The sequence below is a fragment of the Micromonospora sp. NBC_01392 genome (assembly GCF_045040125.1).
In the GTDB taxonomy this organism is placed as follows: domain Bacteria; phylum Actinomycetota; class Actinomycetes; order Mycobacteriales; family Micromonosporaceae; genus Micromonospora.
In genome coordinates this window covers 515,409-537,126 of the sequence record NZ_CP109549.1, presented here as the reverse complement: position 1 = coordinate 537,126, position 21,718 = coordinate 515,409, and the positions used below count along the sequence as shown (strand labels likewise).

Sequence of the window (21,718 nt, the reverse complement as noted above, 5' to 3'; positions counted from 1 at the left end):
CAGGGGGACGCGACGCCGGGTTACGCACGCGCCACGGGCGGTGCCGTCCGGGGCGAGGGCGAGTGCGCCGAGAGGGACGTGGCGGACCGCCGAGCCGGGCGCCGGTGTGCGCGCTGGCCGGTGAATCGCGGAGTGATCAGCCTGCCGGTGGGGCGGTGCTGTCCCGGACGACGAGTTCGGTCGGGAGCAGCGTGTGTTCGGCGGTGATCGGACGGCCGGCGAGACGGTCCTGGATCGCACGGCTGAGCGCTGCCGCCGCGAGCCGCCCCTTGGCCTGCACGTCCTGACGGACGGTGGTCAGGGTGGGGCGAATCTGCACGGCGAGTGGGTTGTCGTCGAAGCCGACCACCGACAGCTGGCCGGGCACGTCGATGCCGAGATCCTCGGCGCACCGGAGCGCGCCGTAGGCGACAGCGTCGGAGAAGCAGAGCAGCGCGGTGGGCCGGTCGGGTCGGTCCAGGAGCAGCCGGGCGCCCGCCTTCGCCTGCTCCAGGTCGGCGCCGCTCTGCCGAGCCATCACGGGATCGATGCCGGCCGCGTCGAGCGCGTCGCGCCACCCGAGCAGCCGCTGCGTGGAGGCGTGCCCCTCGGCCGTGAGGTCGGCCGCGGTGACCACACCGTGCGTGCCGTGCAGGCCGGACAGGAGCAGGCCGATCCGCCGGTGCCCCAGGTCGATCAGGTGCTGGGCGGCGGCCCGAGCGCCGGCGCGGTCGTCCACGTTGACGGCGGGGATCCCGTCGACCGGCACCTGGTCGACGTAGACCAGGGGCAGCTTGCGGCGGGTGAGGAACTGGACGGCGGTCGACGTGGGATCGCACGAGTAGACCAGCGCACCGTCGATCGCCACGTCACGCGCCGGAATGATCGCGCCGTCGTCGGACGACGTCAGCAGGGTGAGCGACAGGCCGGTCGGGCCGAGTTCCTCCGCCACCGCGCCGAGGAAGCTGGTGGCGACCAGGTCGGTGAAGGCGAAGCGGAGCGAGGAGGTCAGCACGATGCCGACGGCGCCGGTGGTGCCCTTGGCCAGGGCTCTGGCCGCCGGATCAGGGCCGACGTAGCCCACTTCCTGGGCGGCGGTGAGGATGCGCTCGCGTAGCGCCGCGGACAACTGGTCGGGCTTGGAGAAGGCGTTCGACACGGTCATCCGACTCACGCCGACCCGGTCAGCGATCGTCTGCAGTGTCACCCGGGACGCCACGCCACCACCAGTCGGTCCAGATGTGTCCGCCGCCGGAGGGCGAGGGAGCCCTGACGGCGGACCGGTCCTGTCGTCCGACACCCGCCGTGCGGGTCGGCGGACGCCGATGCCTACCGGCTGGTACGAGGCTATCAAAGACCGGCGTCACGCCAGCCTGACCACTTTGGCGACGCGAGCGAGACGCCTGGCAACGGCCGCGCGGACGGCCCTGGTGCGCGGCGGCTTCTCCACGTACGGGACGACCGGGGCGTCCGGGCGGGCGCTGGCGAATTCGAAGTCGACGGCGTTGACGGCGGTCACGAAGGCGGCGGGCATCTCCATGGCGAACTCCTGACTCATCGGCGCTGCGTTCTATACCGGTACAGTACAGCGGCTCTCTTTACCGGTCAAGAAACTAGTGTGCAGCGTCTTCGATCGACGTGTGCCACTGCTGGCCAGAGCGAGCCGGGAAGGTGTCGCCGTTCTCCGGGCCTCGGCCCGGAGAACGGCGGCTGGCGTACGCGGCGCTTCGGAATCGGTCCACCGGAGAGCGGATGGGGCGAACACGGCTACCGAGCGGCGCGTGGCACCGCGAACGAGGTGACGGCGGCAGTGGTGAACGTGTGGGCGACGGCAACGTGGCCGCGGGGGACCGCGCGGGCACGAGGCGGCCGAGCGCGCAAAGGCCGAAGCGGGCACCACGCCGGACGCGGCGCACACGTCTGCGCGACTTATGGGCCGGCACGCTGCCAGTGGGCCGCCTGGGACTCGAACCCAGAACCTAAGGATTAAAAGTCCTCAGCTCTGCCAATTGAGCTAACGGCCCGCTGGGCCATCAGGCTACCCGATCGCTGACGTGGGGGCGCGGTCCGTCCGACGTGCACACGGCGAGGGCCGAAAGCCATCGCCAGGATCCGGTCGCATGCTGTGTCGAACGACTTATTCGTGGTGATAGCGGCACTGCGCGACCTGCACGGTGTCATCGACGATCCGGTACACCAGCCGGTGCTCCTGATCGATGCGCCGCGACCAGAACCCGGACCAGCTGCCCCGAAGCTGCTCCGGCTTTCCGATGCCCTGATGCCCGTTACGTCGCACGTCCTCGATCAGGGCGTTCACCCGTCTGAGCATCTGACGGTCTCGTTGCCAGGCCAGATAGTCCTCCCAACCCCGCCCGGCGAACTGGACCTTCACGCCGCCGACGCCCCGCCCGGGCTGACCTCCGGATCGATCAGGTCGTGCACTTCCCCGCCCCCGTTGCGCAACTCTTCGACGGTCGAGCAATCCTGGTGCGGTTGTGCGAGCGGATCGAGGCGGAGCAGGAATGGTGAGCCGGCCACGCGAGCACGGCACCCGCGACGAGTTGCTCGACCACCTGGCCGAAGCCGTCGGGTCCGTCACCGCCACCCACCCGACGCGCGTCGCCGTCGACGGGCCGCCCGCCGCCGGCAAGACCACCCTCGCCGACGAGCTGGCCACCGTCCTGCGCGAGCGGGGCCGCGACGTCATCCGGGCGACCGTCGACGACTTCCTGTTCCCCCGGGCGCAGCGCTATCCGCGCGGTGAGTTCTCGGCCGAGGGCTGCTACTTCGACACCCACGACCGGGAATCACTGACCCGGGTGCTGCTGGACCCGCTCGGCCCCGGCGGGGACCGGCGCTTCCGACCCGCGGTGTACGACCACGCCACGGACACGGTGCTGGCCCCGCCGGTCACGACCGCCCCCGCCGACGCCGTGCTGGTCTTCGACGGCGTCTTCCTGATGCGCCCGGAACTGATCGACCGGTGGGACCTGCGCGTCTTCGTGTCGACCGCACTCGACCGGACCTTGGAGCGGGCCGTGGTCCGGGAGCGCCAGGTGTCGTCCCGGGCGGGGATCGAACGGCGCTGGCGCGAGCGGTACCTTCCCGCCCAGCAGCTCTACTTCGCTACGGTCCGCCCGACCGAGCACGCGGACATCATCGTGCACAACGACGAACCGCGGCAGCCGGTCTGGGAGAGCCGCGTCGGTCGGAGGCAAGATGGTGGCCGTGACCGCCGCACCCCGTCCCCCGCTGGCCACGCTGGAAGCGGTCCTGGAGCGCCTGACCTACGTCAACGAGGAGACCGGCTACACGGTGGCCCGGGTGGCCACCGAGCGGGGCAGTGACCTGCTGACCGTGGTCGGCGCGCTGTTGGGGGCGCAGCCCGGTGAGAGCCTGCGTCTGCACGGACGCTGGTCGTCGCATCCGCGCTACGGCCGGCAGTTCGAGGTCGACTCGTACACCACCGTGCTGCCCGCCACGATCCAGGGCATCCAGCGCTACCTCGGTTCGGGTCTGGTGAAGGGCATCGGGCCGGTGTTCGCCGAGCGGATCGTCGCGCACTTCGGCCTGGACACGTTGCGGGTCATCGAGGACGAGCCGGCCCGACTGGTCGAGGTGCCGGGGCTGGGCCCGAAGCGTACGGCGAAGATCACCGCCGCGTGGGAGGAACAGAAGGCCATCAAGGAGGTGATGGTCTTCCTCCAGGGCGTCGGCGTGTCGACCTCGCTGGCGGTGCGGATCTACAAGCAGTACGGCGACGCCTCCGTCGACGTGGTCACCAAGGAGCCGTACCGGCTGGCCGCCGACGTGTGGGGCATCGGCTTCAAGACCGCCGACACGATCGCCCGGTCGGTGGGCATCCCGCACGACAGCCCGCAACGCGTGATGGCCGGCCTCCAGTACACGCTCTCCGAGGCCACCGACGACGGGCACTGCTACCTGCCCGAACCGGAGCTGGTCGCGGACGCGACGAAGATCCTCGACGTGCCCGCCGACCTGGTCGCCCGCTGCCTCGACGACCTGGTGGCCGACGAGGGTGTCGTCCGCGAGGCGCTGCCCGGCCGGGACGGGGAACCGGTGCCGGCGGTCTACCTGGTGCCTCTCCACCGCGCCGAACGGTCGCTCGCCACCTCGTTGACCCGGCTGCTGCGCGACCGGGTCGACCGGCTGCCCCACTTCCACGACGTGGACTGGGGCAAGGCGCAGCGGTGGTTGCGGGCCCGCACCGGCAACGACCTCGCCGAGGAGCAGGAGCAGGCCGTCCGGCTCGCGCTGACCTCGAAGGTCGCGGTGCTCACCGGCGGGCCGGGCTGCGGCAAGAGCTTCACCGTACGCTCGATCGTCGAGCTGGCCGCCGCGAAGAAGGCGAAGGTCACGCTCGTCGCGCCGACCGGCCGCGCCGCGAAGCGTCTCGCCGAGCTGACCGGCCATCCGGCCGCCACCGTGCACCGGCTGTTGCAGCTACGCCCCGGCGGTGACGCCTCCTACGACCGCGACAACCCGATCGACGTCGATCTGCTCGTGGTCGACGAGGCGAGCATGCTCGACCTCGTCCTCGCCAACAAGCTCGTCAAGGCCGTCCCGCCCGGCGCGCACCTGCTGCTGGTCGGTGACGTCGACCAGCTTCCGTCGGTCGGCGCCGGTGAGGTGCTCCGCGACCTGCTCGCCGCCCCGGCGATTCCCCGGGTGCGGCTGACGCAGGTCTTCCGCCAGGCCGCCGAGTCCGGCGTCGTCACCAACGCGCACCGCATCAACGCCGGCCGCCCGCCCCTCCTCCAGGGGCTGCCGGACTTCTTCCTGTTCGCCTGCGACGACACCGAGGCCGCCGCCGCCCTGACCGTCGACGTCGCCTGCACCCGCGTCCCGGCCAGGTTCGGCCTGGACGCCCGCCGCGACATCCAGGTGCTCGCCCCCATGCACCGCGGCCCGGCCGGCGCCGGCGCGTTGAACACGCTGTTGCAGCAGAAACTCACCCCGCCCCGCGAGGGGCAGCCGGAACGGCGGATGGGTGGGCGGGTGTTCCGGATCGGCGACAAGGTCACCCAGATCCGCAACAACTACGACAAGGGTCAGGCGGGCGTCTTCAACGGCACGCTCGGCATCGTCACCGCCATCTCCCCGGAGGACCAGACGCTCACCGTCCGCACCGACGAGGACGAGGACATCGCGTACGACTACGACGAGCTGGACGAACTCAGCCACGCGTACGCCATGACCATCCACCGGTCCCAGGGTTCGGAGTATCCGGCCGTGGTGATCCCGTTGACCACCAGCGCCTGGATGATGTTGCAACGCAATCTGCTCTACACCGCCGTCACCCGCGCCAAGCAACTGGTCGTCCTGGTCGGTTCCCGCCGCGCGCTCGCCGCCGCCGTCCGCACCGTCGGCGCCGGACGACGGCACACCGCCCTCAACCACCGCCTCGCGTGACAACCCCGAGCCGACGCGGGAGACCTGCCCGACGACTGCGGTGGCCCACCGTCGCCACGGTGAGCCACCGCCTGTCGGTCAGGAGTTCGCGACGAGCCGGAACTGCTGGTTGGCCTGGCCGTTGCAGTCGTAGAGCTGGACCTGCTGGCCGTTGGCGGTGCCCCAGACGTCGAGGCAGCGGCCGGACTGCACGCCGCTGATGGTGCCGTTGGAGTTGACGTTCCACTGCTGGTTGGCCTGCCCGTTGCAGGCGTAGATCTGGACCGCCGCGCCGTTGCCGGAGCCGGCCGCGTCCAGGCAGCGGCTGCCGCCGTAGATGGTCAGTTGCTTGCTGCCGGTGTACGTCCACTGCTGGTTGGTCTGGCCGTGGCAGTCGTAGAGCTGCACCCGGGTGCCGTTGGTCTGCGACGAGCTGGGCACGTCGACGCACCGGCCGGACTGGCTGCCGACGATCCGGCTGGCGCCGCCGGACGGCGGCGGCGTGGTCGGCCCGGAGGTCGGCGTCGCGGTCGGCGAGGTGGTCGGCGAGGTGGTCGGCCCCGGGCCGGCCGCGTTGAGCGCGTTCAGGACCGAGGTGTACGCGGCCTTCTTGTTGCCGCCGCCGTCGAACAGCAGCGGGTTCTCGTTGGAGCGCCAGGAGTCGCTGTCGCGCACGCCCCACACGGTGATGCCGATGCAGCGCGGCACGTTCAGGCACGCCTGGGTCAGACCCTGGTACTGCGAGGTCGACGAGTTGGTGACGTCGACCTCGGTGAGCGCCACGTCGACGCCGAGCGCGGCGAAGCTGGACAGCGTGGTCTGGAAGTTGCTCGGCAGCGAGCTGCCGCCGGTGAAGTGGGTCTGCAGACCGACGCAGTCGATCGGCACGCCCCGGGACTTGAAGTCCTGGATCATCCGGTAGACACCCTGCGTCTTGCCGTACGACCAGTTCTCGATGTTGTAGTCGTTGTAACAGAGCTTGACCGACGGGTCGGCCGCCCGCGCGGTGCGGAACGCCACCTCGATCCAGTCGTTGCCGGTGCCCTGGAGGTTCGAGTTACGGCGGCTGCCGTCCTCGTTGAACGCCTCGTTCACCACGTCCCACGCGGCGAGCTTGCCCTTGTAGTGGGCCATCACACCGTTGATGTGGTTGATCATCGCATTACGCAGCGTGCTGCCCTGCATGTTCTGCATCCAGCCGGGCTGCTGGGCGTGCCAGGCCAGCGTGTGACCGCGCACCTTCAGGCCACGCTGGGTCGCCCAGTTGTAGATCTGGTCACCGGAGTTGAAGTTGAACTGGTTCTGGTTCGGCTCGGTGGCGTCCGGCTTCATCTCGTTCTCGGCCGTGATCATGTTGAACTCACGCGCCGCGATCGTGCTGTACGTCGAGTCGTTCAACCGGCTCGCCGCGATGGCGGTGCCGAAGTAGCGGCCCGACTGCGCGGCCGCCGCGCCCAGCGTGCTGGCGGCCTGGGCCGGGCCGGGCACCACAAGGGCGGCCCCAGCCAGGGCCAGCGAGCCGGCGGTGGCGGCCAGCAGCAGGCGGTAGGGGCCACGCCTTAGTAGACCTTTCATGACACTCCTCTGCATATGGGACGGTGGCGTGCAAGGTAGTGGCGGGATGCGGACCCGCGTCCCCGCCGGCAGCCCCGAAACTTTTCGGAAAACTACCGGTAACTTCTCGGAAGATACTCGGACGCCGATGATCGGTCAATGTCAATGGAATTGACCTGGTCGCGGCGCGGAAGGGTACGGCTTCGGTCGCGAAGCCCACAGATATAACGCACCGTTAACGCTGTCCATACGGGATGTCCGTCGGATGACCGGTAACTTCCGAGATCGGATCGATCGACAACCGAAGAGGAGACTCCCGTGAAGGGTGCCCCCAGGGCGCTTCTGGCCATCGCGTGCATCGTCGCGATCATTGCCGGTGCGCCGTCCCCGGCCTCCGCGATCATCGACGGGACCACCTCAGGCTCGATCACCGGGCAGGCGCAGGTCTGGATCAACGGCGGAGCCAGCTTCAACTGCACCGGCACGATCATCGGTAAGCACTACGTGTTGACCGCGGCGCACTGCCTCCATCCCAGCAGACTGGTGGTCAAGGTGGGAGACCGGCGGCTCGGATACGGTCAACGAATCGAGGTGGACGGCACGGCGGTCGCCCCCAAGGGCTACGACATGGCCGTGCTCCATCTGGCGGCCGACATCACCCAGACGAATCTCATCGTCCGCTACAGCTCCGACCCCAATCCGCTCAAGGCGGGCCTGACGATGGCGGTCCGGGGCTGGGGATACACGACCCGGACCGGGCCGGTGTCCCCGTCGCTGAAGGTCTGCTCGCTGCGGCTGGACTCCGCGTCGGGGTCGGAGCTTGTGCTCAGCGGCCTGAACGGATATCCCTCCTACGGTGATTCGGGCGCGGGCGTCTGGTACGGAAGCCGCGTCCACGCCGTCTACGTCGACGGGGACGACTCGAACGGTGCGCGGGCGATCCCGACCGGCTTCCTGGCCGGCTGGATCCACAGCGTCAGCGGCATCAGCGGGGTCTCCGGCTGACCGTCCCGCCCGTCGGGCCTGCCCGCTCCGAGGGGCAGGCCCGCGCCAGCCGGCGCCGCAGCGGTCAACCCGGTCGACCTCGGCGTCGCCAGCGGCTTCTTCCACACGCTGGGGATGATCCACCAGCCACACCAGGCGGTGGCCAAGGGCGGGGTACGCGGCCGTCACGTGCTCCGGCCCTGACCGCGGCTCGCACCGCGCCGGACGACGATCAGCCGAGCGCGGTGTACTGCGGCGGGAACCGCAGTTCCAGCTCGACCGTCTGCGCCTCCGTCCGGCTGACGGTTATCGGCTCGGGTCGTCCGGTCCGGTAACCCTGGGCGAAGTCGACCCCGAGGTTCCGCAGCAGCTCGATGGTCTGCTCGTCCTGGACGTACTCGGCGGCGACCCGGATGCCGAGCGCCTCACAGAGCTTGACCAGCATGGACACCAGGGCCTGACTTGCCGGAGACCGGCAGAGGTCGACGATGAACGTCCCGTCGATCTTGACGAGGTCCACCGGAAGTTGTTTCAGATGGGTGAGCGTGCTGTAGCCGGTGCCGAAGTCGTCAAGTGCCAGGTGGCAGCCGACCTCTCTGATCCCGGTCGCGAAGGCAAGCGCCTCGTTCCGGTTCTCGATGAGGGCGGTCTCGGTGATCTCGAACGTCAGACACTCCGGCCTGACGCCGTGCCTGTCGATCGCCTCGGTCACGAAGGCGAGCAGCCCCGGGTCGGCGAGCGACCTACCGGAGAGGTTGACCTGGTAGTGGGAGGTCTGGGCGCCCCGGCCGATCAACTCCAGGGCGTGGTCGACGACCCACTTGTCCACCGTGAGGATCTCCCCGACCCGCTCGGCCATGTCGAGGAAGGCCCAGGGTGCGACCGGCTCGCCGGTGTCACTCCGCACCCGCAGCAGGATCTCGTGGCGAGTGACCTGGTTGAGCTGGAGATCGACGATGGGCTGCGCGTAGAGGGCGAATCTGTTCGCCGAGACCGCGTGCCGCACCCGGGAACGGCACCGGTCCGCCCGCTCGCCGTCGGCGACCGGCTGGTCGAGCACGGTGATGGAGGCCGCGTCGCGGCGGGCGTCACGGGCCGCGTGCTCGCCGTCGACGAGCAGGTCGAATCCGCTCGCACTGATCCCGCCGTCGAAATGCACGACACCCGCCGAGGTGTTGAGTCGCACCGTCTTCTGCCGGACGCTGAACAGATGGTTCCGGAACCGCTCGACGATCCGAGCCGCCAGGCGCTCGGCGTCGTCCCCGGCCGGCGCGAGGAGCACTCCCCACAGGCCGGAGCCGACCAGGCCCCCCGTCAGCTCGCTCCCGACGACCGTACGCAGGAGACGGGCGACCGCCGCGGTCAACTGGTCGCGGTCCTCGTCGGTGAGCGCCTCCGGCAGCCGGGTGGCGGGCTCGGTCGCCACGACGACGACGGTGCCACCGGTGGTGCGGCGGGCCCGATCGACCCTGTCGATGACGTAGCCGCGGGTCGCCAGCCCGGTAAGGGCGTCCCGCGCGGCCGGATCGGCGCAGAGCATGCGGCTGCGGACGGCGAGCCGACGGCGTTCCCGCCGGGCGAGTTCGAGCGTGGTGACGTCCTCACCGGTGGCGATGATTCCGGACGGCTCGCCCTGGTCGGTCGTAATCTCCAGGTGGCAGTGCACGTGGCGGATGCTGCCGCCAGGGCGGATCACCCGGAAGCCGACCTCGCCGGGACGCTTCCGTTCCCATACGGCCCGGACCGCCGCACGGACCCGCCCCGCGTCCCCGGGATGCACGAGGCCGAGAAGCGTGTCGGGGGTGAGCCGGAACGTTCCTGGCGCGTGCCCGAAGATCCGCGCCATCTCGTCCGACCAGAAGATCCGCCCGACGCCCTCGGTTCCACCGGCTGCCCAGGTGACGGTGCCCAACTTCGACAGTTGGGCGGCGCGCGCGACCCGGGCCGCCTCGTCTGCGTCGCAGGTCAACGGGTCGACGAGGTCGGCGTCGACCAGGATCTTGTAGCCCTCGGCGAGTGAGACGTCGTACTGGCTCTGCGCGGCGCGCGCGACCCGCCGCGCCCGGGCGAGTTCCAGCGGGCTGGGCGTGGTCTCGGCCAGTGCCAGGATGTCATCGAGATCCACGGCTCTCCCCCTGCCGCCGGTGGCCGTCCGGGCCGGTGTAGCCGGCTTCCTCGGCCAACTCGCGCAGCCCCCGCCGGGCGGCCACCTTGTAGGAGCGGACGCTGTTCTCGGTCAGCCCGAGAATGCGCGCGATCTCCTGGTTGGAGAATCCCTCCTGCGCCATCTGGAACACCTCGGCGTGCCGCGTCGGGAGCTGGTGCAACCAGCCCCGCAGCGTCTCCTGCGCCTCCCACACGTCGGCGATGTTCGAGCGCGGTACCGGCGGCAGGTCCTCCGGGGCCATCGCGGCCTCCCGCTGACACCGCTGGCGGTCCTTCATGATCTTGAATCGGGCGGTCACCACGATCCAGCCGATCGGCCGGTCGTGGGCCCGCAGCTCGGACCACTTGACCCGCCCGTGCAGGTACGCCTCGTTGAGCGCGTCCTCGACCACCTCGCGGTCCCGGCACGCCGACCTGAGGATCCGCTCCACCTGGTGGTAGGAGGCCTCGGCGAACACGGCGAACTCCTGGTCGTGCGCGGCCTTCACGCGAGCGGCCTCAGCCTTCCGCGCCGTCTCGCGGTCGACCTGGTCCGTCGTCAGGGCGGCGGTGCCCTCGAACTCCATCACGCCGCCTCCTCGACGGCCTCGGCCTTCGGCACGCCGCGGCCACCCAGCTCCACCTCGCGGTGCCCGTCGCGGTCGCGCTCCACGATCCGCACCATGTCGTGGTCGGCCTCCGCGAGCCTGATCAGCCAGGTGACCCGGGCTGTGGTACGTGTCGTCGCCTCGCGTTCCTCCTGTATGCGTGCCCGGTACGCGACCCACGCGCGCACCAGTCCGGCCGCTGCCCCCGCGACGGCCACAGCCACGGCCATCACCTGATAGCCGGTGAGCGGTTCCGCCAGCGCTTCGTTCATCGTTCTCCTGCCCCCTTCGGTCGCCAATTACTATCCGTGGCGGGCAGCGGATGTAGACGCCTCCGCGTCCACAATGTTCTCGAAGATCGATGATCAAGCTCTCTGGCAGCACATACAGCACAAAGTCATCTCGTCGGGACGCTGCGCGAAGTGGTCATGACAATCCCATGAGGGCAATTTGCGCGTAGCTCTCCGTCACTCTTGGCTACCGATCAACCACCACGGCCCGTCCCGCGCGCCCGCTCCAGCACCTCTTCGACCGTGAGCGGGCTGCGCGGGTGGTGGCTCAACGACAGCGGCGTACGGATCTTCCGCGGCGCGGCGCCCTCGGCGGCGAGATAGAACTCGCCCACCGTCAGCCGGGAGATGTCCGGCACGTCCCCGCCCTTGGCCCGGGCCATCTCGCGAGCCGCCTCGATCTGGATGGGGCTGTTCATCAGGCCGTACACCTGGGTCGCCGCGTTGCCGGGGATGCGGTTGTGCAGCCCCTTCGGCGCCTGCGTGGCGAAGATCAACCCGAGCCCGTACTTGCGGGCCTGCGCGGCCAGCGCCAGCGTGCTCTGGGTGCAGGCGGTCATCGCCCCCGACGGGGCGAACGTCTGCGCCTCGTCCATCACGAGCAGCCCCAGCAGCGGCCGGTCACCGGCCGGGTGCTTCTTGATCCACGCGAACAACGCCATCTGGAGCTGGTTGACGAAACTCTGGCGGACGTCGTCGGACGGCAGCCCCACCAGGCTGACGACCGAGACCCGGGCCCGCTTGCCGGCGGCGGGGGTGAGCAGCACGCCCGGGTCCATCGGCGTGCCCTCGCCACCGAAGAGCGGGTCGTTGACCATGGCGGCGGTGAGCGTCTGGGCGAGACCGAGACCGATCTTGTCGGCGTCCTCCAGGTCGATGATCCCGTCCGGCAGGTCGGCGAGCGTGTCGACGAGGCCCTTCAACCGGGAACCGCCGCGCCGGCCGTAGTGCTCGACGGCCTTGCGCAGCACCGCCAGCCCCAGGTGCGCCCGGGTGGCCCGGCCGGTGACCATGGCCCGGGGCGCGAGCGCCGCGACGGCCGCCTCGACGGCTTCGCCGAACTCGTCCGGGTCGTCGCGCACGCTGGTGAAGTCGGGCAGCGGCTGGAAGCTCAACGGACGGCCCGAGCTGCGGCGCGGCGTCCAGACCACCACCTCGGTGTGGGCCAGGTAGTCCGCCGCCCGGGCCGGGTCACCCGGCCGCCACTGCGGCGGCGGGTCGGGCCACGCCTCCCCGAGCCGGGCGAGGTCGTTGTTGGGGTCGAGCACGATGGCGGAGACACCCGCGAGGGCACACTCCTCGACGATGCGGCGGATGAGCACGGTCTTGCCCGAGCCGGAGCCGGCGAAGATCGTGGCGTGTTTCCGGAGCGCTTCCAGGGCCAGCGGGACCGGCGCGTCGTCGTCGTACCCGTGTCCCACCACGAACGCCGGCCCGCTCGCGGCCGAGGGTGGCGTGGGCCGGGCCACGGGCCGGGTCGACGCGGGCGCCGGTGGCGGCCCGTCGGCCGCCGTCCACCCGTCGACGTCCGCCAGCGCGTGCCGCAGGAACGTCAGGCTCCGGGTCGGACGCCGATCCGCCAGCCAGCCTCGCAGGTCCATGGTGGTCTCGGCGAGCATCACCCGTAGCGCCGAGAGGGTCCGCAGGTCCTCGTCGTCCAGGCCGATCGTCCGGCCGCCCGCCGCGTGGAACGCGTCGAGTGTCCTCCGGGTGGCCGCGCTGGTCGACCAGTCGCGGTTGCGCAGCAGGAACAGTTTGCGTTTCGTCAGCCCGGTGTCGAGGGCCGACGCCATGCTCGCCTTGCGGAGCCGGGCCAGCGCCGCGTTGCCGTGGTGGTTGTCGCTGACCGCCCGGAAACACCAGTGCACCTGGTCCTCGGTGTGCTCGTTCAGCGTCAGGCGCAGCCGGGCGTGCAGCGGCGGGTCCGTGCTCGGCGGCGGATCGACGCTGAACGCCGCCCCGGCGTCACCGCGTTCCAGGATCCAGGCGGTGAGCCCGGCGGTCAGCAGTGCCGGCATCGTCCCGTCCTCCGACGCGCGATCGCGCGGCGCGACGAGATCGGCGGCCGCTCGCAGCTCCGCGAAGCGGGCGTCGTAGCGGCCCGTCTCCTCGGCGGTGGCCGTCGCCGGAGTGGGCCGGGGCACCCGGGACGGCACGGCGGACGGCTCGCCCAGGCCGGTCATCTCCCGGACCTCGTCGTCGGCGAGGCAGGCCCGGATGTGCCCGTCGATCTCGATCAGCAACTGGCGCGGGGTGAACGAGCCGGCCCCGGCGAAGGCGCGCGGGGACACCGGCCACGAGGGGTACGGCGGGGAGAACCCGACCCCCTGGTAGCGCAGCGCGAACCGCTTCTCGACGATCGCCCGGCCCAGGTCGGCGTCGTCGATGCGGCGCAGCATCGGCGTCTCCCGGAACCGGTCGGCCACCGTGTCGGCGGCGGTGGACCGGATGATGGTCCACGAGTTCGGGATGCAGGCGAGCACGGTCAGCGTGCGCCGCGTCGTCTGGCGCAGCGACATCAGGCCGTCCGCCATCCGGGCCAGCGTCAGCGCCTGCTCCGGGCTCATCGCGGCGCCCACCACCGCCGGGTCGCTCTGGATCGCCAACTGGGCGATCAGCGTGTCGATCTGGTCGATCGCCACCACGGACGGGCCGGTGAGCGCCAACAGCCAGGACAGGTCCTGCACGATCTGCTGGGCCGGGCGCGGCACCCGACGCATCCCCCAGGCCGCGCGTTCGCCGGGCGTCATCTCCTCGCCGGAGAGGAAGTAGTTCTCCGCGACATCCCGGTGCGAGATGTTCTCGGAGGCGCTCAGCGCCAGCGCCCGCGCCGTCTCCTGGCAGGTCCGGGCCGCGTGCCTGTCGAAGTCGCCAAGCCCTTCCAGGAACGCGTCGAGTGCGGCGCGGGTGAGTTCGGTGTCGCCCATCACCGCCCGACGGGCCGTCCGGGGCGCGCCCACCAGCGCCGACAGGCGCCGCAGCAGCAGCTTGAGCTGCGTCTCCGAGCTGCCGGGCACCGGCCGGGCCAGGCCGTCCAGCATCGCGGCGAGCACCCCGTCCCAGAAACTTTCGGCGTCGAGCAGGCCGACCAGGAAGAAGTAGCCGCCCCGCTGCTGCACCCGCTCGCGGATCACGCCCAGCAGGTGGGTCTTGCCGGAGCCCCGCTGACCCTGGACGACCAGGCCGAGCGGGCTGCCGTGCGGGTTCGACGCGGCCTCGTCCACGCCGGCGAGGACGTCCCGGACCACCGGGAGGTGCAGGCCGTCGACGTGGAAGGGCAGCGGTCGCCACACGTCGTCGGGCACCGGCGCCCAGTCGAACCGCAGCGCTGCCAGCGCGGCCCGTTCCGCCTCGTCCATCACACGCCGATCGCCAGCAGGTGGTTCTCCTGGCCGCCGAGTCGCAGCGCCGCAGCGCGGTCCGCCTCGGTGAGCGTCTTCTGGTTCGACTCGGGCGCGATGCTCACGCCGTCGCTCCGGCTGAGCCCGCGCAGCGCCTCGTCCAGGTGCTCCCGCGACACGTCGGCGAAGAACGGGCGCAGCCGGCGCAGGCTCACCCAGGCCCCCGGCTCGTCGGCGAGCGCCCGGTAGGCGCTGACCACGCGCGCCTCCATCGACCCGGTCGGCCCGGCCGCCGGAGCGGGTGCCGGGGCGCGCACGTCGGTCAGGGCGAACAACTCGGCCAGCGTGGCGCAGCCGCTCCGCGCCAGGACGCGTTCACGCAGGTTGGTCTGGAGGGCGGCCAACGCGGCACCGAGCGCGGACGCCCCGCGCAGCGTGAAGTCGAGGTCGGTCTGCATGCGTACCCAGCCCTTGTCGTCGAGCTGGAGGGCGTACGTCGACCCGCTCCGGCGGCTGGCGACGTACTGCAGACGGGTGAGCTTGTCCCGCTGCGGCTTGCGTACGTCGAGCTGGTAACGGTCGCGGAGTTCGGTGTTCAACACCTCCCGCGCCTCGGCCATGAGCACGACGAGGATCGCGCTCTCGGATGCGGTCAGCTCATCGCCGGCCATGCTGCCGTCCTTCCGCCATGTCCCGGCGACGGGCCCGCAGATACGTGCCGATCTGCTGGACCACGGCGCCGACGTCGTGGATCACCCGGGCGTTCGTGAAGCGCAGGACCGTGTAGCCGTCCAGTTGGAGCTGGACGTCGCGCTGCCGGTCGGCCTCGTAGTGGACCGGACGGCAGTGCTCCGGCCCGTCGATCTCCACCACGCACCGTTCGTTCGGCCACAGTAGATCGAGTCGCACCGGCGTGGCCAAGCCGTGCGACTGAAAGCTCTGGTTCCACCGTCGTCCGGCCGCCCAGCTCTCGGCGGCGAGTGCCGTCTCCAACCGTTTCTCGACGTCGCTGCCCGGATGCGGCTTTCCCGCCGCCAACCCGCCGGGGAGCGGGGCGCGCGGCGGCGCGAGCCGGAACGCCGGCAACCCTTCCGGCCCGGCCGCGCCGGCCCCCACCAGCCAGACGGCCGGACCGCCGTGCTGCCCGAGCCAGGTGGCCCCGGCCGCGACCACCGCGGCGTCGCCGGCCGCCGGTTCGACGAGCAGCACCACCCGCCGCCGCCCGAACGCGCCGGCGACGAGGCGGGCCAGCGCCGCCGCCCGGGTACGCACCGGAAGCGGCGTGGTGGTGGTGGCCCGTCGACCGGTCACCGCGTAGCGGGCCAGGTCGGGCAGGAACGTGCCGGGATACCGCTCGCGGCGGGCCCGCGCGGTGGCCGCGACCCGGACCGCCGCCAGCCCGGCCGTGTCCGGGCGGACCCCGTCCGCGATCTCGGGCAGCCAGGCCGGCAGCAACTCGACGGCGACCTGTTCGAGCCGGTCCAGCGCGGCGTGCACGACGTCCGCCGGCATGACGGGTCGAGTGGCCGGGCGATGCACCACGGCGGCCAGGTCCGGATGGTCGCGGGCGATCAGCATGGCCAGCGCGTCGGTCTCCGCGTCGGGCAGGGCGACGACGCGATCGGTCGGGACGTCGGCGAGGCTCCGGTTCGACAGCAGCGCCAGCCCCTCCCCACCGTCGACCGAGACGTCCCGGATCAGGGTACGAATCCGCTTCGGACCACGCCAGGCTGTCGCGCTGACCGCAAACCGACAGTGCCCCGGGCCGGCCGATCCCCGTCGGTCAGCGCAGCGCGGCGGCGAACGTGCCGGCCTCGTACGAGCCGCCCCGCTGGTGCACGATCACCGCGACCCGGTTCGCCGCGTTGATCAACCCGATCAGGCAGACCAGCGCCGCGACCTGGTCGTCGTCGTAGTGCTCACGCACCCGGGCCCACGTCTCGTCGGACACCCCCGGGTGGGCGTCGGCGAGCCGGGTGCCCTCCTCGGCGAACGCCAGCGCGGCGCGTTCCGCCTCGGTGAAGACCGTCGACTCGCGCCAGGCGGCGACCAGGTGCAGCCGGACCGCGCTCTCCCCGGCGGCAGCGGCCTCCTTGGTGTGCATGTCGATGCACCAGCCGCAGCCGTTGATCTGGCTGGCCCGCAGCGACACCAGCTCCTGGGTGGAGTGCGGCAGCGGCGACTGCTGGATCACCAGGCCCGCGTTGGCGAACCGCTTGAAGAAGTTCGCGGAGATCGCGTTGTCGAACAGGTTGAATCGGGTCTCCATGGTTCCGCCTCTCTGGTGGTGTGGCGTTCGGTCGGACACGAGATGCCGGCGGCGGGGCCGGCGTGACACCGTGGCCGGGTGACGACCGCCACAGCGGTGCGGCGTCACAGCGGGCCGGCGGCCGGCGTCTGGTGGGGAACGCAGTCGAGCAGCGGAGGAGCCAGCCATGGCGGACCCGGCCACCGAGGAGTTCCTCGCCCACCGGAACCTGCTCTTCACGGTCGCGTACGAGATGCTCGGCTCGGCCGCCGACGCCGAGGACGTGGTCCAGGAGACCTGGCTGCGGTGGGCCGGTGTCGACCTCGACGAGATCCGGGACCGACGCGCCTACCTGGTCCGGATCACCACCCGCCAGGCGCTGTCCCGGCTGCGCGCGCTCGGCCGGCGCAAGGAGTCGTACGTCGGGTCGTGGCTGCCCGAGCCGCTGCTGACCACCCCCGACGTGGCCGACGACGTGGCGCTGGCCGACAGCGTCTCGATGGCGATGCTGCTGGTGCTGGAGACGCTCGCGCCGACCGAGCGGGCCGTGTTCGTGCTGCGTGACGTGTTCGACGTCGGGTACGACGAGATCGCCGAGACGGTCGACCGGACGCCGGCCACGGTACGGCAGATCGCGCACCGGGCGCGCGCCCACGTGGCGGCGCGCCGGCCCCGCCGTACCGTCTCCGCGGCCGAGACCCGGGACGCGCTCGACGCGTTCCGGCGGGCCGTCGAGACCGGCGACCTCCGGTCGTTGCTCGCGGTGCTCGCCGAGGACGTCGTGCTGGTCGGCGACGGCGGCGGAATCAGGCAGGCGATCCCGCGCCCGGTCGCGGGCGCCGACAAGGTGGCCCGCCTGCTGGCCGGCGGCTGGCGTCGGGTCGCCGAGGCGGCGTCGATGGTGCCGGCGCAGGTCAACGGCTACCCGGCGCTGCTCGTGCGGCTCGACTGCGAGCTGGACACGGTCGTGGCGGTACGCCTCGACGACGGCCTGATCACCGGGCTCTACGCGGTGCGCAACCCGGAGAAGCTGTCCCGGATGACCCGGGAGACGACGCTGAGCCGCCGTGCGACGATGCCCGGATGAGCAGCGACGCCCCCGCCCGAGCCCGGATGAGCAGCGACGCCCCGCCCGACGTCACCGCCCTCGCCATCAACGTGGCCGTTCCGGAGGCGCTGCGCTGGACCGACACCCGGCGCGGCGAGGAGTTCACGCTGACCACGCTCAACATCCGGCTGCTGCCGGACGGCCGGCTCGCCGCGAAGGCGTACGGCCGGCCCACGGCGGGTGGGCGCGGCGCGTACGTGTCGTTCCGGGTGCCGGACCGGCCGGAGCTGGCCGCGCTGGTGGCGGCGGCGGCCGACCGCGCGGCCACGCTCTGGGCCGCCCACCGCGGCCTCGACTGAGCGTCACGCCGGGCGGTTCCGCTCCGCCCGGCGCACCACCTCCGGCGTCACCTGTCCCACCACCAGGAACACGCCGCCGAGCAGCAGCCAGCCGGGCGCGCCCCAGGTGATGCAGCACAACGCCAGCACGGTCGGCGCCACCACGTTCGCCAGGCCGGCGCCGAACCCGAACACGCCCATGTACTGCCCCTGCGCGTGCGCCGGGGCCAGGCTGAAACGCAGCTCCATCGAGCCGGCGGTGTGCCACAGCTCGCCGACGGTGTGCACGCAGACACCGAGCCCGATGCCGGCGACGGCGAGCCAGGTGGGCAGCGTGGCGGTCGCGGCGACGACCGCCATCCCGGCGAGGAAGGCCACCCCGGCCCGGCGTACGGCCCGGCCGGCCGCGTCGCTGCTGTCCACGCCCCGGCTCGCCCGGACCTGGAGCAGCACCACGAGCGCGGTGTTGGCCAGGGCGGTCGCGCCGACCAGCCAGCGGGGCGCGTCGGTGTGCCCGACGATCCACAGCGGCAGCGCGAAGAGCAGCACCTGGTGGTGGATCGACATGACGCCGTCCAGCACGGTGACGGCCACGTACCCCCGGTCGCGCAGGGCCGTCCAGCGGCCGGCGCGTGGCGGCGCGGGCACCGGCGGCAGCGCCGGCAGGGCGGCGACCACGGTCGCGGCGGCGACGAAGCTGAGCGCGTTCGCCAGCACCAGCGCCAGGTAGGCCGGGCGACTGTCGAACTGCACGGCGAACCCGGTCGCGATCGCGGCGCAACTGCCGGCCAGATTGGCGACCGAACGCAGGTACGCGCGATATCTCGGCAGGTCGTCGCCGCCGATTCCGCGAACGAGTGGTCCCCGCGCCGCGCCCCCGGCGGAACGGGCCAGCTCACCGACGCAGAGCGCCACCAGGACCAGCCAGAAACTGCGGACGACGAGCAGCGCGCCCATCGCCGCGCCCTGGATCACGAGCATTCCCAGGTAGACCTCCCGGGGCCCGCGCCGGTCGGCGAGATGCCCCACCGGTACGCCCGCGAGCAGGCCGGCGCCGGCGGCGACGCCCATGCCGAGGCCGACCTGGGCCAGCGGCAGACCGACCACGCGGGTGAAGAACAGCGCGGCGGTGACCATGAAGACGCCGCTGCCGATCATGTTGACGAACGTCGCCAGCGCGAGAATGCGCTGTGGTCGCGTTTCCGGAACGAGTCCTCGCCGGACCAGTGGCGGAATTCGCTTTTCGATTGTGGGCACAGTGGACACCGGTGACCTCCCCGTCAGATCAGCTCGGCGAATCTAACGAGGATTTCCGCCCGATCTGATCGGTTCGTCGGCCGATACCGCAGACGCCCGATGCTTGCTAACTTGGATAGCGTCGGGAGGTCAGCGACGCACGCCCACCCCGCCGTAACCGTGCGACACCGCGGCCTGCGGCTCGCCGTCCGGCCGCCAGTCGGCCAGCCGGACCAGACCGGGCTCGACCAGGTCGTACCCGTCGAGGAAGCGGGCCACGTCGGCGTGGGTGCGGGGCACCAGCGGCGCGCTGCTGCGCCGGTAGACCTCGGTGCCGGCCCGCGCGGGCAGCGGCGGCGCGCCGTCCAGCGTCAGGTGCGACAACGCGAGCAGGCTGCCGGGCGCGGTGGCGTCGCGCAGCCGGGCCACGGCCGCCCACGGGTCGTCCGAGTCGGGCACGAAGTGCAGCACCGCGACCAGCAGCAGCGCCACCGGCTCGCGGAGGTCGAGCGTCGCGCGCAGCGTCGGGTCGGCCAGCAGTTCGTCGGGCCGCCGCAGGTCACCGCGGACCACCACGGTGCGACCGCCGTCGGTGGGCAGCAACCGCCGGGCGTACGCGACGGCCACCTCGTCGGTGTCCACGTAGACCACCCGGGCGTCCGGGTTCACCGCGCGGACCACCTCGTGCACGTTGCCCTGGGTGGGCAGCCCGGCGCCGACGTCGAGGAACTGGCGTACGCCCCGCTCGGCCGCCCACCGCACGGCCCGGCGCAGGAAGGCGCGGTTGGTCTGGGCCGCCACGCCGGTGTCCGGAAAGATCTTCAGGATCTCCTCCGCGGCGGCCCGGTCGGCCGCGAAGTTGTGGCATCCGCCCAGGTAGTAGTCGTACATCCGGGCCACGTTGGGTCGCGTTTCAGCAGCCGTCACGCCCTGATGTGTAGCACCCTGGGCGACGAAACGCTGACCCGTTGTTCCCAGGAGGTACCGATGACCGATCGGCGGCAGACCGTGGAGGTCGACCCGGTGCTGTTCCGCGCCGTCTACGACTCGCCCGCCTCGCTACCGGGGCGGCACCGGTGGACCACCCCCGAGTCGGACGTACGCCGGATGGAGCGGTTGCTGAACATCCCGGCGCACAGCATCGGCGCGCCGCTGTGGGTCAGCGGCGACGAGCCGGACTGCCCCACGTGCGGACGCCGGGTGACCTGGTACGACATCGTCTCGTCCGCGCTGCACCGGGTGCACGACACGGCGATGATCGCGCGGGTGGTGCTCGGCGAGCGGAAGTACGTCAACACCGAGGTGCCGGACGCGGTGCCCGGTGTCCACTGTGCCGACTGCCGCACCCCGATCACCGGGCTGCGCAGCTTCAAGTGCCACAACTGGGCGTACGCGTTCGAGGCGCTGGAGAAGATCGTCGAGCGGATGTCCGGCGTACCGGCCCAGCCGCCGGGCGACCGGGGCACGGAGCGTTAGGCGGGGCCCCTTCTCTACCGGAGGCGTTAAGCGGGGGCCCGTCCTTACCCGCCTGCGGTGGTGAGCACCAGCGTGGCGGTGGTGCCGAGGATGAGGAACGGCCCGAACGGCAGGTGACTGCGCCAGCGGACCCGCCGGGCGGCGAGCAGCACCAGCCCGGCCAGCGCGGCCAGGGTGACCGCGAGCACCAGCCCGGCCACCAGGACCGGCCAGCCGTACCAGCCGAGCAGCGCGCCCGCGCCGAGGGCCAGCTTGGCGTCGCCGAGGCCGAAACCGCGCCGGCCGAACAGCACGGTGGTGGCCGCGAAGCCGGCGCCGAGCGCCAGCCCGGCCGCGACGGCCCGTACCCAGGGTGCCGGGCCGGGCCCGGCCAGCGCGGTCGCCCCGAGCAGCGCCGCGGCGCCGGCGGCGGCCGGCCAGGTCAGCCGGTCGGGCAGCCGGTGCGCCGCGGCGTCCACAAGCGCCATCGGTACCGCCCAGGCGAGCCACCAGGCCAGCGCCAGACGCGCGCCGGGCAGCCCGCCGGCCAACGCCAGCACCGCGACGGCGACCGCGAGCGCCACCTCCGCCACGGCCGGCGGCGCGCCGATCCGTGCCCGGCAGCCGGGGCAGCGGGCCGCCGGCCCGAGCGCCGGCCACGGCCGGTCCAGCCCGATCGGTGTGCCGCAGGCGTCGCACGCCGTCCGGTCCGGGCGGTCCGGCGGTACGGCGTAGCGGGCCACCGCCAGCCGGACCGGCGGCCCGACCGCGAGGGTGGCCAACAGCCGGACGAGCGGGCGGCGGGTGACGGCCGGCGGGTCGGGGTGGCGGACCCGTTCGGTGGTCATGCCGGCTCCCCCATCCGGTTGCCGGTGGTTCCCCTGCGGAGCACGCAGAGTGACGTCACGTTGATCGGCGTGTGGCGGATGACGCGGAAAATGGCGTCCGGCGGGGGCCCGGAGCGACCGGTGCCGGCGATGGGTGCCGGGCGTGGCCGGCCGGCGGGACGGATCGGACGAGCGGGGTGCACCCCACCCATACCGGTGGCGCGGCGGCCGGCCGGCGCGGGCGGGTGGACGG

At 72.2% G+C, this 21,718-nt stretch carries 19 protein-coding genes, 1 tRNA gene and 1 pseudogene; 6 read left to right on the top strand and 15 right to left on the bottom strand.

What is annotated here, in order from left to right; genetic code table 11:
• Window positions 1-136 precede the first annotated feature (136 nt).
• The 4 genes from OG767_RS02510 to OG767_RS02495 all read right to left on the bottom strand — a co-directional run bounded on the left by OG767_RS02510 (window position 137) and on the right by OG767_RS02495 (window position 2,371).
• The gene (locus OG767_RS02510) at window positions 137-1,186 is read right to left on the bottom strand and encodes a LacI family DNA-binding transcriptional regulator (RefSeq protein WP_405091969.1); all 1,050 of its coding nucleotides are present in this window, start codon (window positions 1,184-1,186) and stop codon (window positions 137-139) included.
• A gap of 156 nt (window positions 1,187-1,342) precedes the next feature.
• On the bottom strand, window positions 1,343-1,537 hold the full coding sequence (locus OG767_RS02505; RefSeq protein WP_281943769.1) for a hypothetical protein: 195 nt from the start codon (window positions 1,535-1,537) through the stop codon (window positions 1,343-1,345).
• A gap of 393 nt (window positions 1,538-1,930) precedes the next feature.
• Window positions 1,931-2,003, bottom strand: a tRNA-Lys gene (locus OG767_RS02500).
• Window positions 2,004-2,116: 113 nt separating this feature from the next.
• Entirely contained in the window at window positions 2,117-2,371 is a 255-nt protein-coding gene (locus OG767_RS02495) for a Txe/YoeB family addiction module toxin (RefSeq protein ID WP_405091968.1), read from the bottom strand.
• A 130-nt stretch (window positions 2,372-2,501) separates the two neighbouring features.
• Here OG767_RS02495 and OG767_RS02490 point away from each other — a divergent pair.
• Window positions 2,502-3,182 (top strand): annotated as a pseudogene (locus OG767_RS02490) (AAA family ATPase); the annotation flags it as partial.
• Window positions 3,183-3,198: 16 nt separating this feature from the next.
• A complete protein-coding gene (locus tag OG767_RS02485) occupies window positions 3,199-5,412 on the top strand; it encodes an ATP-dependent RecD-like DNA helicase (RefSeq protein ID WP_405091967.1) in 2,214 nt (737 codons plus the stop codon).
• Between the two features lie 78 nt (window positions 5,413-5,490).
• Here OG767_RS02485 and OG767_RS02480 read toward each other — a convergent pair whose 3' ends face one another.
• Window positions 5,491-6,966: an endo-1,4-beta-xylanase gene (locus tag OG767_RS02480; RefSeq protein ID WP_405091966.1), complete on the bottom strand. Its 1,476-nt coding sequence runs from the start codon at window positions 6,964-6,966 to the stop codon at window positions 5,491-5,493.
• A gap of 297 nt (window positions 6,967-7,263) precedes the next feature.
• Between OG767_RS02480 and OG767_RS02475 the strand changes: the two genes are divergently transcribed.
• On the top strand, window positions 7,264-7,950 hold the full coding sequence (locus OG767_RS02475) for a trypsin-like serine protease (protein ID WP_405091965.1): 687 nt from the start codon (window positions 7,264-7,266) through the stop codon (window positions 7,948-7,950).
• A gap of 211 nt (window positions 7,951-8,161) precedes the next feature.
• Here OG767_RS02475 and OG767_RS02470 read toward each other — a convergent pair whose 3' ends face one another.
• The 7 genes from OG767_RS02470 to OG767_RS02440 form a co-directional block, all read right to left on the bottom strand.
• Window positions 8,162-10,054: an EAL domain-containing protein gene (locus OG767_RS02470; RefSeq protein ID WP_405091964.1), complete on the bottom strand. Its 1,893-nt coding sequence runs from the start codon at window positions 10,052-10,054 to the stop codon at window positions 8,162-8,164.
• Window positions 10,041-10,661, bottom strand: a complete 621-nt coding sequence (locus OG767_RS02465; protein ID WP_405094113.1) for an RNA polymerase sigma factor — start codon at window positions 10,659-10,661, stop codon at window positions 10,041-10,043. The genes OG767_RS02470 and OG767_RS02465 overlap by 14 nt, the downstream gene beginning before the upstream one ends.
• Window positions 10,661-10,954, bottom strand: coding sequence for a hypothetical protein (locus OG767_RS02460; protein WP_405091963.1), 294 nt, complete (start codon window positions 10,952-10,954; stop codon window positions 10,661-10,663). Before OG767_RS02460 ends, OG767_RS02465 begins: the two co-directional genes overlap by 1 nt.
• A 212-nt stretch (window positions 10,955-11,166) precedes the next feature.
• Window positions 11,167-14,331 (bottom strand): helicase HerA domain-containing protein, encoded by a 3,165-nt coding sequence (locus OG767_RS02455; protein WP_405091962.1) that lies wholly within the window; start codon window positions 14,329-14,331, stop codon window positions 11,167-11,169.
• On the bottom strand, window positions 14,331-14,984 hold the full coding sequence (locus OG767_RS02450) for a hypothetical protein (RefSeq protein ID WP_405091961.1): 654 nt from the start codon (window positions 14,982-14,984) through the stop codon (window positions 14,331-14,333). The genes OG767_RS02455 and OG767_RS02450 overlap by 1 nt, the downstream gene beginning before the upstream one ends.
• On the bottom strand, window positions 14,971-15,891 hold the full coding sequence (locus tag OG767_RS02445; protein ID WP_405091960.1) for an endonuclease domain-containing protein: 921 nt from the start codon (window positions 15,889-15,891) through the stop codon (window positions 14,971-14,973). Before OG767_RS02445 ends, OG767_RS02450 begins: the two co-directional genes overlap by 14 nt.
• Window positions 15,892-16,096: 205 nt before the next feature.
• On the bottom strand, window positions 16,097-16,582 hold the full coding sequence (locus OG767_RS02440; protein ID WP_405091959.1) for a carboxymuconolactone decarboxylase family protein: 486 nt from the start codon (window positions 16,580-16,582) through the stop codon (window positions 16,097-16,099).
• Between the two features lie 166 nt (window positions 16,583-16,748).
• Here OG767_RS02440 and OG767_RS02435 point away from each other — a divergent pair, with 166 nt between their 5' ends.
• Window positions 16,749-17,648, top strand: coding sequence for an RNA polymerase sigma-70 factor (locus OG767_RS02435; protein ID WP_405091958.1), 900 nt, complete (start codon window positions 16,749-16,751; stop codon window positions 17,646-17,648).
• Window positions 17,645-17,968: a hypothetical protein gene (locus OG767_RS02430; protein ID WP_405091957.1), complete on the top strand. Its 324-nt coding sequence runs from the start codon at window positions 17,645-17,647 to the stop codon at window positions 17,966-17,968. Before OG767_RS02435 ends, OG767_RS02430 begins: the two co-directional genes overlap by 4 nt.
• A 3-nt stretch (window positions 17,969-17,971) precedes the next feature.
• On the opposite strand, the gene OG767_RS02425 is transcribed toward OG767_RS02430, so the two are convergent.
• Window positions 17,972-19,105, bottom strand: coding sequence for an MFS transporter (locus tag OG767_RS02425; protein WP_405091956.1), 1,134 nt, complete (start codon window positions 19,103-19,105; stop codon window positions 17,972-17,974).
• Window positions 19,106-19,333: 228 nt separating this feature from the next.
• Window positions 19,334-20,110 (bottom strand): SAM-dependent methyltransferase, encoded by a 777-nt coding sequence (locus OG767_RS02420; RefSeq protein WP_405091955.1) that lies wholly within the window; start codon window positions 20,108-20,110, stop codon window positions 19,334-19,336.
• A gap of 60 nt (window positions 20,111-20,170) precedes the next feature.
• Here OG767_RS02420 and OG767_RS02415 point away from each other — a divergent pair, with 60 nt between their 5' ends.
• A complete protein-coding gene (locus tag OG767_RS02415) occupies window positions 20,171-20,659 on the top strand; it encodes a hypothetical protein (RefSeq protein WP_405091954.1) in 489 nt (162 codons plus the stop codon).
• A gap of 44 nt (window positions 20,660-20,703) precedes the next feature.
• Here the strand turns inward: OG767_RS02415 and OG767_RS02410 are convergent, their stop codons facing one another.
• Window positions 20,704-21,486: a prepilin peptidase gene (locus OG767_RS02410; RefSeq protein WP_405091953.1), complete on the bottom strand. Its 783-nt coding sequence runs from the start codon at window positions 21,484-21,486 to the stop codon at window positions 20,704-20,706.
• Window positions 21,487-21,718: the final 232 nt, after the last annotated feature.